Origin of the sequence: Flavobacterium croceum DSM 17960 (assembly GCF_002917885.1) — a bacterium.
GTDB classification, from domain to species: domain Bacteria; phylum Bacteroidota; class Bacteroidia; order Flavobacteriales; family Flavobacteriaceae; genus Flavobacterium; species Flavobacterium croceum.
Genome location: NZ_PQNY01000002.1, coordinates 208,172 through 220,757, shown reverse-complemented (window position 1 = coordinate 220,757; position 12,586 = coordinate 208,172). Strand labels below are relative to the sequence as shown.

General features: G+C 32.5%; 13 protein-coding genes. 3 read left to right on the top strand and 10 right to left on the bottom strand.

The features are described from left to right. Window positions 1-4: 4 nt before the first annotated feature. The gene (locus Q361_RS02510; protein WP_103725129.1) at window positions 5-1,075 is read right to left on the bottom strand and encodes a glycosyltransferase family 9 protein; all 1,071 of its coding nucleotides are present in this window, start codon (window positions 1,073-1,075) and stop codon (window positions 5-7) included. A gap of 69 nt (window positions 1,076-1,144) precedes the next feature. Here Q361_RS02510 and Q361_RS02505 point away from each other — a divergent pair, with 69 nt between their 5' ends. Beyond that, complete coding sequence (locus tag Q361_RS02505; protein ID WP_103725157.1) at window positions 1,145-1,909, top strand: lipopolysaccharide kinase InaA family protein; 765 nt, start codon at window positions 1,145-1,147, stop codon at window positions 1,907-1,909. Between the two features lie 55 nt (window positions 1,910-1,964). On the opposite strand, the gene Q361_RS02500 is transcribed toward Q361_RS02505, so the two are convergent. Then, window positions 1,965-2,780, bottom strand: coding sequence for a 2,3,4,5-tetrahydropyridine-2,6-dicarboxylate N-succinyltransferase (locus Q361_RS02500; protein ID WP_103725128.1), 816 nt, complete (start codon window positions 2,778-2,780; stop codon window positions 1,965-1,967). Window positions 2,781-2,972: 192 nt separating this feature from the next. Between Q361_RS02500 and Q361_RS02495 the strand changes: the two genes are divergently transcribed. After that, window positions 2,973-3,449, top strand: coding sequence for an META domain-containing protein (locus Q361_RS02495; protein ID WP_103725127.1), 477 nt, complete (start codon window positions 2,973-2,975; stop codon window positions 3,447-3,449). A 2-nt stretch (window positions 3,450-3,451) separates the two neighbouring features. Here the strand turns inward: Q361_RS02495 and Q361_RS02490 are convergent, their stop codons facing one another. From Q361_RS02490 to Q361_RS02460, 7 genes are all read right to left on the bottom strand, one after another. Next, on the bottom strand, window positions 3,452-4,072 hold the full coding sequence (locus Q361_RS02490; RefSeq protein ID WP_103725126.1) for a DEAD/DEAH box helicase: 621 nt from the start codon (window positions 4,070-4,072) through the stop codon (window positions 3,452-3,454). 13 nt (window positions 4,073-4,085) lie between these two features. After that, window positions 4,086-5,249: a sigma-54-dependent transcriptional regulator gene (locus Q361_RS02485; RefSeq protein ID WP_103725125.1), complete on the bottom strand. Its 1,164-nt coding sequence runs from the start codon at window positions 5,247-5,249 to the stop codon at window positions 4,086-4,088. Between the two features lie 24 nt (window positions 5,250-5,273). Next, window positions 5,274-5,660, bottom strand: a complete 387-nt coding sequence (locus tag Q361_RS02480; protein ID WP_103725124.1) for a YbjQ family protein — start codon at window positions 5,658-5,660, stop codon at window positions 5,274-5,276. 18 nt (window positions 5,661-5,678) lie between these two features. Beyond that, on the bottom strand, window positions 5,679-6,986 hold the full coding sequence (locus tag Q361_RS02475; RefSeq protein WP_103725123.1) for an ABC transporter permease: 1,308 nt from the start codon (window positions 6,984-6,986) through the stop codon (window positions 5,679-5,681). 10 nt (window positions 6,987-6,996) lie between these two features. Next, window positions 6,997-7,920 carry an ABC transporter ATP-binding protein gene (locus Q361_RS02470; RefSeq protein WP_103725122.1) on the bottom strand — a complete coding sequence of 308 codons (924 nt, stop codon included), beginning with the start codon at window positions 7,918-7,920 and terminating at the stop codon, window positions 6,997-6,999. A 166-nt stretch (window positions 7,921-8,086) separates the two neighbouring features. Beyond that, window positions 8,087-9,199, bottom strand: coding sequence for a molecular chaperone DnaJ (gene dnaJ / locus Q361_RS02465; RefSeq protein WP_103725121.1), 1,113 nt, complete (start codon window positions 9,197-9,199; stop codon window positions 8,087-8,089). A 58-nt stretch (window positions 9,200-9,257) separates the two neighbouring features. Next, window positions 9,258-9,821 (bottom strand): nucleotide exchange factor GrpE, encoded by a 564-nt coding sequence (locus tag Q361_RS02460; RefSeq protein ID WP_394335847.1) that lies wholly within the window; start codon window positions 9,819-9,821, stop codon window positions 9,258-9,260. A gap of 164 nt (window positions 9,822-9,985) precedes the next feature. Here Q361_RS02460 and Q361_RS02455 point away from each other — a divergent pair, with 164 nt between their 5' ends. Next, window positions 9,986-11,617: an ABC-F family ATP-binding cassette domain-containing protein gene (locus Q361_RS02455; RefSeq protein ID WP_103725119.1), complete on the top strand. Its 1,632-nt coding sequence runs from the start codon at window positions 9,986-9,988 to the stop codon at window positions 11,615-11,617. Window positions 11,618-11,663: 46 nt separating this feature from the next. Here Q361_RS02455 and Q361_RS02450 read toward each other — a convergent pair whose 3' ends face one another. Beyond that, window positions 11,664-12,584 carry a metallophosphoesterase gene (locus Q361_RS02450; RefSeq protein ID WP_103725118.1) on the bottom strand — a complete coding sequence of 307 codons (921 nt, stop codon included), beginning with the start codon at window positions 12,582-12,584 and terminating at the stop codon, window positions 11,664-11,666. Window positions 12,585-12,586 lie beyond the last annotated feature (2 nt).

Below are 12,586 nucleotides of genomic sequence, written 5' to 3'. Positions count from 1 at the left end.
AAATCTATAAATTATTCTTTAAGAAAATGTCCAATTCGGGCAACATCATTTCTGGAGTGAGTTGTAAATAAAGAGGTCTTGGATTTTTTTCTATTTCTTTATTTTGTTCATACGACAAATTGGTAATAGCATGGGGTACAAAATCTAATAAATGTACCGATTTGTGAAAAACACCATCTTCAAAACTACTCCAATCGTCTTTATTTATATAAGGAGAAAAAATGGTAAACGTAGGTTTGTTCAGTGCTTTGGCAATATGCACGGTTCCTCCTTCATTGGAAATAAGAACAGCGCATTGGTTCATTTGTACCGCAAATTCTCGTATAGATTTGGCATAAACACCCTGTATTACACTGCTTGTATCTTTACATAGTGCTAAAATTTTGTTGGCTTCTTCTTGTTGGTTTGGCGCATAATTTAGTTGTAAATACACATCATAATTGGCTGTAACATGGTCAATCATTTGGGCAACATATTCATAAGGCATCGATTTTTGTGGTGTACTACCCAATATGCCCCACATAATTATTTTTTTATCTCGAAATGGCTCTGGAAATTGAAATGCTTGCTCTTTTTCTGTTAAAAATATTTTTGGTTCATAGTTAATATTCTCAAACAATTCTGCTTGTTGTAGCAAATGAATTCTATCTTCTATCGCTTTACCACAAGGTTTTGTTTTTTCTTCCAATATGCTTACAGGATTTGTGTAGTAGCCCAAATTACCTATTTTTTTTCGGCTTTTGTGTCCAATAGTCATTTTAGCTCCACCAAATTTGCAAATCAGACGGCTTTGAAGTTTAGAGTAGGGATCAAAAATAATATCATACTTTTGTTTTTTTACCCAGCGAATCATTTTGATAAGATTGCCTATTTTTTTGAGCTCTTTTTCGTTTATACCAATTATTTTATCAATATTCGGATTGTTTTCGATAACACCATGCGTAAATTCGTAAGCCATTAAATGCACTTCACTATCAGGGTATTTGGTTTTATAATTGTTTGCAATTACCGAACTAATGAGAACATCTCCAATACGTTTATTTTGAATGATAAGAATTTTTTTTACCGCAGGCATAACATTTTTTTAAGAAACTGTTTGCAAAGTAGTATTTTTTATACTTTTACCCAACAATATTTTTTAAAAGTGAAAGTAATTATCCATCCTCAATACCAATTGTTTGAAAAAGAAATTATAAATCTTGCTCGCAATTACCATAATCAAGGAAAAATTTTAGTTGAAGGAGCTCGAAATTCTATAAAAATACACGAACTAAACCAAGAAGAAGTTACCTTAAAGTTTTTTAAAAAGTTAGGTTTTTTTAAAGCCATAATTTATACTTTTTTTAGAGAAAGCAAGGCCAAAAGGTCATTCAATTATGCAAATTATCTTATAGATCATCAAATAAAAACGCCTTTTCCAATAGCTTATATTGAAGAAAAAAATAGTTTAGGTTTATTGTCAAATAGTTATTATATCTCTGCTTATATACCTTATGATTTTACCATAAGAGAGCTAATACATGATCCTTTTTTTAAAGATAGAAAAACTATAATAGAACAGTTTACAGCATTTACGTATAGTATGCACGAAGCCAATGTAAATTTTCTTGATCATTCACCAGGAAATACACTTATTGTAAAAAAAGAAAACCAGCAATATGATTTTTATTTGATTGATTTGAATAGAATGAAGTTTGAAAAAATGTCTTGGTATAAGCGCATGGACAATTTTAAAAAAATGTGGCTTTCCAAACAAATGCTAAAAATTGTTGCCACTACTTATGCACAATTAAGCCATCAATCTATTGAAAGTTTACAGCAAATACTGTTTAAAACATCGGGAGATTTTAAAAGAAAAATAAATAAGAAAAAGTGGCTAAAGCGTAAAATGAAACACTTAAAAAAATAAAATTACGAGTTACTACATATAACTCGTAATTCATACGATTTTTAATATTTTCTAATTACACAGCTACGTCATATTCTCTAAGCGCATCATTTAGCGATGTTTTTAAATCGGTAGAAGCTTTTCTTTTTCCTATAATTAGTGCACAAGGTACTTGAAATTCGCCAGCTTCGAACTTTTTGGTATAACTACCAGGAATTACTACAGATCGAGCAGGAACAAAACCTTTGTGTTCAACAGGTTCGCTACCCGTAACATCAATAATTTTGGTAGAGGCTGTTAGGCAAACATTAGCACCAAGTACAGCTTCTTTTTTTACACGTACTCCTTCAACCACGATACATCTTGAACCAATAAAAGCACCATCTTCTATAATAACAGGAGCAGCTTGTAGTGGCTCTAAAACACCACCTATGCCCACACCACCAGATAAATGAACATCTTTACCAATTTGAGCGCAACTACCTACAGTAGCCCAAGTATCTACCATAGTGCCTTCGTCTACATAAGCACCAATATTTACATAGCTAGGCATCATAATAACTCCTCTAGAAATATAAGCTCCATGTCGAGCTACTGCATGAGGCACTACTCTTATTCCTTTTTCGGCATAGCCTCTTTTCAACGGAATTTTATCGTGGTATTCAAAAATGCCTACTTGAAAAGTTTCCATTTTTTGAATAGGAAAATACATAACTACCGCTTTTTTTACCCACTCGTTTACTTGCCAACCATTTTCGGTAGGTTGTGCTACTCTAAGGGTACCAGCATCAAGTAAATCGATAACAGTTCGTATTGCTGTGGTTGTATGTTCTTCTTTGAGTAAGTCACGGTTTTCCCAAGCTTTCTCTATAATTTCTTGTAAATGATTCATGCTTTAAAAATTTAAAGCAAACCTACATAATTTTTATCAATCTTTGAAACAGAAGAAATTTTTATATTTTGATACAAACCAATATCAAAATAGGTGTAATTTTGTTTTACAGTTATGTACTTGTCTTGTAGAAAAATAAGTGTATAAGTTTGTCATTAGAATAATATTAAAATAAGCCTAATTTAACTAAAAATGAAATATTCAGTAATACTCACCATAGCCATTGTGCAAATAACTTTATTGTCTTGTACTAAAAAAATTACAGAAAATAATAACACCAAGAATTCAACTCTTACAGAAATGCCTAAAACTATAGAAGATGTATCTTTACTGAATGGTAGAAAATTTATGATAGTTGAAATTAATGATACGCCTATCTCATTTGATAGTGAAAACAAAAAAGACAAGTATATAGTACATTTTTATGAAAAAGGACGTTTTTCGGCTATGGCAGGCTGTAACACACTAGGTGGTAGTTATGAGCAAGGTGAGGGAAATACAATTTCGTTTTCAAAAATTTTATCTACGATGATGGTTTGTGAAGATATGAAAGCAGAAAGATCTTTTTCTACAGCACTCGCCAAAGTAGATAACTTTACTATAAACAACAATGTTTTAGTGCTAAGAGCAACTACAAAAATTTTGGTAAAACTTCAAGAAATAAAATAAAATTAATCTTCGGTATCCATTTCAAAAAAAAGAGGTTCTACCATTATTTTATCGGCAAGTATTTCGACACGCTCGGTTATTTCGTTGCAAAAAAATAAACGTTGCGTTTTTTCTATACTACTTGACAAACGGAGAATAACTGTATCCATTCTTTGTCTAAAAAGAATATCTGCATCATCTATTGCAAACATTTTGATGGTAGTAATGTTAAATCCAGCAGACGAAAACATTTCATTAACTCGGGTAGGGGTACCAATAAGTATATCCATTCCAGCAGATATTACATTTTTGTCATAATCCATATCGCCTTTATCGTGTACACCAATAATTCTTAAATTGGTATATTGAGAAAATGATTTAAAAAGCGATACCAATTCGAGTACTTTTTCTTTATTTTCTGTTAATACCAAAGCACGAGTGCTTTCGCCAACTGCTTTTTCTAATTTTTGTATTACGTTAATAGCAAGTGTTGTTGTTTTTCCAAAACCTTCGGGTGCTTGTATGATACAATCATGACCGCTTTTTATGCTTGAGAATGTTTCTTGTTGCAACTCATAGGCTTCTGTAAAACCATTTTCTAGTAGTGCCTTTTGTAAATGGGGATTTATTTTTTTTAAATTCATTTTCAATAATTCATTATTTGCTTGCAAATAGTTTTACGTCGTTTTCAGAAATTTCATTAGCTCCGAGAATAATTAAGCGTTCTACAACATTTCGTAGTTCTCTAATGTTTCCTGTCCAATCATATTCTTGAAGTAATTTTAGAGCACCTTCACTAAATATTTTAGATGCAGAGCCTTGTTCTTCAGCTATTTTTTGAGCAAAATGATTGATTAATAACGGAATATCGTCGCGTCTGTCATTAAGAGCAGGAACTTTTATTAAAATAACAGCGAGTCTATGGTATAAGTCTTCTCTAAATCGGCCTTCTGCAATTTCTTTTTTTAAATCTTTATTGGTTGCAGCAATAACTCGCACATTTACTTTAATATCTTTATCGGCACCTACTCGTTGAATTAAGTTTTCTTGTAAAGCTCTTAATACTTTGGCTTGTGCAGGTAAGCTCATGTCGCCAATTTCATCCAAAAATATAGTACCGCCATCTGCTGCTTCAAATTTACCAGCTCTATCTTTTACTGCCGAGGTAAAAGCACCTTTTACATGTCCGAAAAGCTCACTTTCAATAAGTTCTGAAGGTATAGCTGCGCAGTTTACTTCAATTATTGGTTGCGATGAGCGGTTGCTTTTTTCATGAAGTTGATGTGCTACAAGTTCTTTACCGGTTCCGTTTGGCCCCGTAATAAGCACTCGAGCATCGGTTTGAGCAACTTTTTCTATAAGCTCTTTAATATGGAGTATGGGTTGTGAGTTTCCAATCATTTCATAATTTTTGGAAACTTTTTTCTTTAATATTTTATTTTCTACTACAAGTTGCTTTTTGTCTAGTGCGTTTCTTACAGTATTTAGTAAACGATTCAAATCGGGTGGTTTTGAAATATAATCAAAAGCTCCAAGGCGCATAGTGTTTACTGCAGTTTCCAAATCGCCATGTCCAGAAATCATAACCATAGGAATTTCTGGTTTTATTTTTTTTACTTCTTGCAATACTTCTTCGCCATCCATTTTAGGCATTTTTATATCGCAGAGTACAAGGTCGTAATCTTCAGATTTTATTTTTTCTAATCCTTGAATTCCATCTTCGGCTTCATCTACTTTGTACGTATCATTTTCTTCTGAAAGTATTTTTACCAATACTCTTCGTATGGAGGCTTCGTCTTCTATAATAAGTATTTTGCTCATATTTTTCAAAATTGAATGGCTAAATTATTTTTTTTGTACAGCAATACCGTAGTATACAACAGCTTGATATTTTTCTTGATTTTTAGAATCAAAAAGAATACCCATTTGCTCTGTAGAGTACATTTTTTTTATTCCAATAATGGCATTACAACATCTTTTGATGGCTTCTTGTTTCATCGAATTTATGACAACATCATCTTTGTCTGTATAGCCGCCTTTTACTTCTATAATTCCTATTTTAGTATATGAAAAATTTGTAGGTTCTCCTTCAAAATACAAATCTACTTGTGTGGGTGGGTTGTCACATTTTTGTTCTTCTGCAAGTCTTGTAAAATAGGGTGTTGGACTATAACCTAAGCAGGATATTAGTGATGCTAGTATACATATTGAAAATAGTTTTTTAAACGACATTTTTTAAATAGTATAAAATTAATAACGCAACCATTTATACATTTCTTTCCAACTAGGCTTTTTGCCATACATTAAGATACCTATTCGGTAAATTTTTGAAGCAAACCAAACTACAAGAAAGAATGTTCCAAAAAGAATAAGTATAGACAGCATAATTTGCCACCAAGGCACCCCAAACGGAATACGCATAAGCATTACAATAGGCGAGGTGAGTGGTATAAATGAAAACGTGGTTGCTATAGTTCCGTGTGGATCGTTCATTACAGTAAAAAAGCCAATATAAACACCTAATATTAATGGCATTATTATAGGTAGTAAAAACTGTTGACTATCGGTTTCGTTGTCTACAGCCGCTCCAATAGCTGCATAAAATGAACTGTAGAGAAAATAACCTCCTATAAAGTAGATTATAAAAGCAATAATAATTGTTGCAATAGGCAAATCGAATAATTCGGTCAATACCAATTTGATATCAGAACCAATGACCGCATGTGCTGTTTTCATGGCTTTTTCTGCCTCTAAGCCCGATGTGGCGCCTACTTGTAATCCAAATACAGACGATAAAATAAATAGGGCTGTTAAACCTAAAAACGCCCAAATTAAAAATTGTATGATTCCTGCAAGCGATGTTCCAATAATTTTCCCCATCATTAACTGAAACGGTTTTACAGACGATATAATCACTTCTATAATTCGGGTGGTTTTTTCTTCAATTACGCTTCGCATCACCATGTTTCCGTAAATTACAATAAACATCATAATTAAATAACCAAAAGCACCACCAATACCTATTTTTAATTCGTTTAGTCCTTTTACAGAGGCTTCTCCTGTGGCTTTTGCAAGAGAAATATTTACGTCGGCTTTTGCTTTGTTGATTTTTACTGTGTCGAGTTCTTGTGCTTTAAAATTTTCGTTGGTAAGCTCTTTGGCTATCGTATTTTCAAGCTTGGAAACAAACATTACGCTTGGACTCTCATTTGAAATGTATTCAATTTTTTTGGCAAGTAATAAATTGTTTGAAATGTTTGGAATTTGCAAAAGCCCATCATAATGTTCTTTTATAATACTATCCTTAATTACTTTAATATCGAGAGTCGATAGGTTTATAAATTTATATTCTGAGTCGGTTTTAAATTTTGATACAAATTTTCCAGTTTCATCATGTATAGCAATTTTTTTTTGCTCCGATTTCATTTGGCTTAAATACCCAACAAAAACACCAATGCCAATAAACAATACCGGACTAAGAAATGTCATTACAATAAATGACTTATTGCGTACTTTGGCTATAAATTCTCTTTTTATAATGAGTAAAAGTTTATTCATAAAGTATTTCTTATTGATTGGTAACTGTTTTTATAAAAATATCATTGATTGTTGGAATGTTTTCTACAAAATGAGTAATCTGTCCACGTTGAGAAAGCGTATGTAACAATTCGTTGGGTGTGTGATTACCTAGATTTATTTCCAATTTTAATTCATCATTTAAAGATTTAAAATAAGTTTGTTTCATCGTAAATTTTTGAGATAAATCGTACATCAAGCCCTCTACATTAGTACTTAATATACCAACTTGGTAGGTATTTGTTCTAAACTTCTTTTTGATATCGTTTATTTTTCCGTCTAGCAATTTATTAGATTTGTGTATTAGTGCGATATAATCACACATTTCTTCTACACTTTCCATTCTATGAGTTGAAAAAATAATTGAAGTACCATTTTTATTTAATTCTATAATTTCATCTTTAATAATATTGGCATTTACAGGATCAAAACCCGAAAAAGGTTCGTCTAATATTAAGAGTTTTGGCTTGTGTAATACCGTTACAATAAACTGTACTTTTTGAGCCATACCTTTGGATAATTCCTGAATTTTTTTATTCCACCAACCTTGTATATTTAATTTTTCAAACCAATATTCGAGTTGTTTTTTTGCTTCAGTTTTGCTTAATCCTTTTAATTGAGCTAAGTACAAACATTGTTCGCCAACTTTCATGGTTTTATACAAACCTCGTTCTTCGGGCATATACCCAATATGACCAATGTGATTTATTTGAAGAGGTTCACCATCTAATAATATACTACCACTATCGGGCATGGTAATTTGATTTATTATTCGAATAAGTGATGTTTTTCCTGCACCATTTGGGCCTAATAATCCGTATATACTTCCTTTTGGAACAGACAACGAAACATTGTTTAGTGCCGTATAATCGCCATATTGTTTTACCACATTTTGTACCTCTAATATCGAGCTCATATAAGTATGTTGTATTTTTTGTAAAAGTAGCTATTTGCTGTCTAAAATATGTTAAAAGAAATAAAAAACCCACCCTAATTTTAGAAAAACAAGGATGGGAAAAATTGCTATGAAAAAGAAATTACTTGATTACAAGTAATTTTCAAATGTAGAAATAATTTTATAATCAAGAAAACATATCTTTAACTTTTTCAAAAAAAGATTTTTCGCTTTTATCTGGTTTTGGGTTAAAGTTGTCTTCGTGTATTGCTTTTTCAAAGAATGTGCGTTGTTCTTTGTTAAGGTTTTTAGGTGTCCAAACGTTTACATGAACAAGTAAATCACCATTGCCGTAACTGTTTAAACTAGGAATTCCCTTACCTTTTAGTCGTAGTATTTTTCCAGATTGTATCCCTTCGTCGAGTTTTATGCGCACTTTACCGTTTACGGTGTCTATTTCTTTGGAAACTCCAAGAGCAGCTTCTGGAAAACTTATATATAAATCGTAGTGTAAGTTTTCGCCTTCTCGCTTTAAAAATTCGTGTTCTTGCTCTTCAATAGCAACAATTAAATCACCAGGAATTCCATTGCCTGGCGCATCGTTACCTTTTCCAGAAACTTTAAGCTGCATACCATCTACTACACCCGCTGGAATTTTTATAGATACAGTTTCATCTTCTAGTATCATGCCGTGTGCATCGGCATTATTTGGTTTGCTATCAATCATTTGCCCGCTACCTCCACAAGAATGGCATGTAGTTGCTGTTTGCATACGCCCAAGTATGGTATTGGTAACTTTTAATACTTGTCCGCTACCATTACAAGTAGAACAGGTACGGTATTTTACACCTGGAGCCTGAATTTTTCTTTTAACTTTTACTTTTTTCTCTACACCATTTGCAATTTCTTCTAGTGTAAGTTTCACTTTTATTCTTAAGTTACTTCCTTTCATGCGGCGTTGCCCTCCAGAATTTCCTCCAAATCCTCCAAATCCTCCTCCAAAAGCACTACCAAAAATATCGCCAAACTGACTAAAAATATCGTCCATATTCATGTGATGACCACCATATCCACCACCTTCAAAGGCTTGGTGTCCAAACTGGTCGTAACGCGCTTTTTTATCTGGATCGCTTAATACTTCGTAGGCTTCGGCACAAAGCTTGAAATTTTCTTCGGCTTGTTTATCTCCAGGATTTTTGTCAGGATGAAATTCTATCGCTTTTTTTCGGTATGCTTTTTTTATTTCATCGGGAGAAGCCGATTTTGAAACGCCTAATATTTCGTAAAAGTCTTTTTTCATAATTTTTAATACTCTAAATTTCTGTTATATAGAATAACGAGAAATTGTAACACTTTTATTAATTTCCGATAACAACTTTTGGAAAACGAATAATTTTATCTCCAAGTTTGTATCCTTTTTCTATTACATCTACAATTTTGCCTTTTAACTCTTCGGTAGGAGCAGGAATTTGAGTAATAGCCTCGGCAAAATCGGCATTAAAATCATCGCCTATATTTACAGATACTAGTTCTAAACCTTTAGAAATTAAAGTAGATTTTAATTTTTCGTGAATAAGTTCTACTCCTTTTACAAGAGCTTCATCTTCAGATTTTGATATTTGATTCCAAGCTCTATCAAAATCATCTAAAACCGGCAACATGGCTTGTAAAACGTCTTGATTGGCGGTTTTGAATAAATCGATTCTTTCTTTGGTTGTTCGTTTTTTATAATTTTCAAATTCTGCAAATAATCGTAAAAACTTATCTTTTTCTTTTGCCAAATCTTCTTGTAATTGCTCTTCTACTGACAATTCTACTCCAGATTCTATTTCTTTCTCTGTAGTTTCAGTGGTTTGGTTTGTAGTATTTGCATCTTCATTTTCATGTATTAATGGCTCTTTCTCAGTATTCTCGGTACTCATAGTATGCTTTGTTTTAAAAAAGTTTTTTATTTTCATGCTGTCATTTCAATTGCTTGCAAAAGTACTGCCATTTCTTTACAAATGTCAAATTGTCATTAAAATAATTGTTTCTAAAATATTTAATGTATTGGTTTATATTTGCAACCTTATTCTAAAAAATAGATATGATTACTGTAAACGACATTGCTGTAGAATTTGGAGGAACTACACTTTTTAGCGAAGTTACATTTGCTATAAACGAAAATGATAAAATTGCTTTGATGGGTAAAAATGGAGCAGGAAAATCTACTTTGTTGAAAATTGTAGCTGGTGTAAATAAACCTACAAAAGGCGGTATATCGGCACCAAAAGAAGCCGTAATAGCCTATTTACCACAACATTTGCTTACTAGAGATGATGCTACAGTAATAGAAGAAACCTCGAAGGCGTTTGCAGATATTTTTGCCATGAAAGACGAAATAGATGCCATAAATGAACAGCTTACTATTCGTACCGATTATGAAAGTGATGAGTATATGAAATTGATTGAGCGAGTTTCAGAACTTTCCGAAAAATTTTACTCTATAGAAGAAATAAACTACGAAGCCGAAGTAGAAAAAGTATTAAAAGGATTGGGTTTTGAAAGAGAAGATTTTAATCGTTCTACATCAGAGTTTTCAGGCGGTTGGCGTATGCGTATTGAATTGGCAAAAATATTATTAAAAAAGCCCGATTTAATATTGCTAGATGAGCCTACAAACCATTTAGACATGGAAAGTATACAATGGCTTGAAGAGTTTTTAATAAACCAAGCCAAAGCGGTAATGGTTATTTCGCACGACCGTGCTTTTGTTGATAATATTACAAATAGAACCATTGAGGTAACTATGGGTAGGATTTATGATTATAAAGCAAAATATTCTCAATACTTAGAACTCCGTAAAGATCGACGAGCTCATCAGCAAAAAGCATACGAAGAGCAACAAAAATTCATTGCCGAAAATCAGGCTTTTATTGAACGATTTAGAGGTACTTTTTCAAAAACAGAACAAGTGCAATCGCGCGTACGAATGCTTGAAAAATTAGAAATTATTGAGGTAGACGAGGTCGATACATCCGCATTAAAATTAAAATTTCCTCCTTCGCCTAGAAGTGGTCAATATCCTGTGGTTGTAGAGCATTTGGGTAAAAAGTATGACGATCATGTGGTTTTTGATAATGCTAATATGGTTATCGAACGCGGGCAAAAAGTTGCTTTTGTAGGTAAAAATGGAGAAGGAAAATCGACAATGATAAAAGCCATTATGGGCGAAATTGATTATACAGGTAAACTAGAAGTAGGGCATAACGCTCAAATAGGTTATTTTGCTCAAAATCAGGCAGCTTTATTAGACGGAGAACTTACCGTTTTTGATACTATAGATAGAATAGCAGTGGGTGATATTCGCACGCAAATAAAAAATATTTTAGGCGCATTTATGTTTTCGGGTGATGATATACAAAAAAAAGTAAAAGTCCTTTCGGGTGGAGAACGCACAAGATTGGCTATGATAAAATTACTTTTAGAGCCTGTAAATGTGCTTATTCTCGATGAGCCTACCAACCATTTGGATATGAAAACTAAAGATATTATTAAAGATGCATTGCGAGATTTTGATGGAACTTTAATTTTGGTTTCTCACGATAGAGATTTTCTAGACGGTTTGGTTACCAAAGTGTTTGAATTTGGGCATAAGCGTGTAAAAGAACACTTTGAAGATATCAAAGGTTTTTTAGCTTTGAAGAAAATGGAGCATTTAAAAGATATAGAAAAATAATAGTCAGTTTGTTTAACAAAAAAGTCGCTGTTAAAGCGACTTTTTTTTATACAATTATTGATTTTCCTTGCGATGCTATTTTTTTATCTGAAGTTACATAAAAATCTATTCTACCCAAATTAAGTCCGTAGCAACCTACTTGATTTACCAAAACGTCTTTGCCATCAAGGTTTTTTTCTATAATAGGTTTGTCGAGAAAAGTATGTGTATGTCCGCCAATAATTAAGTCAATATCTTTGGTTTTTTTGGCTAATAGTAAATCACTAGGTTTGTTTGGTTCGTCTTTATATTTAAAACCAATGTGCGAGAGGCAAATTACCAAATCACATTTCTCCTGATGTTTTAATATTCGAGCCATATCGGTAGCTACTTCAATAGGGTCGTTGTATACCGTTTCTTTGTAATTTTTTTTATCTACAAGTCCGTCTAGTTCTACTCCAAGACCAAATATTCCAATTTTCACACCATCAATAGTTTTAGTTTTGTAAGGCTTTACATGACCATTTAACACTGTGTTTTTAAAATCGTAATTAGCCGACACAAATTCGAACGTAGCATGAGGTAATTGTGCATAAAAGCCATCTATACCATTGTCAAAATCGTGATTACCGAGTGTAGCAAAATCATACTTCATCATGCTCATGAGTTTAAATTCCAATTCGCCACCATAATAATTAAAATAAGGTGTTCCTTGAAAAATATCGCCTGCATCTACCAATAATACATTTGGATTTTCTTTTCTAATTTCATCTATAAGCGTAGCTCTTCTACTTACACCACCCATGTTTGGGTTTTTTGGATGATCGGCAGGAAATGGATCGATATAGCTGTGTACATCGTTGGTATGTAATATGGTTATATGTTTAACATTTTTGTCATCGGTAGTAAAACTACTCAACGATAATCCGCCTATACTAGCCAAAGCGGGTATAGCCATGCTTCCTTTTAAAAAATCTCTTCTTTTCATAA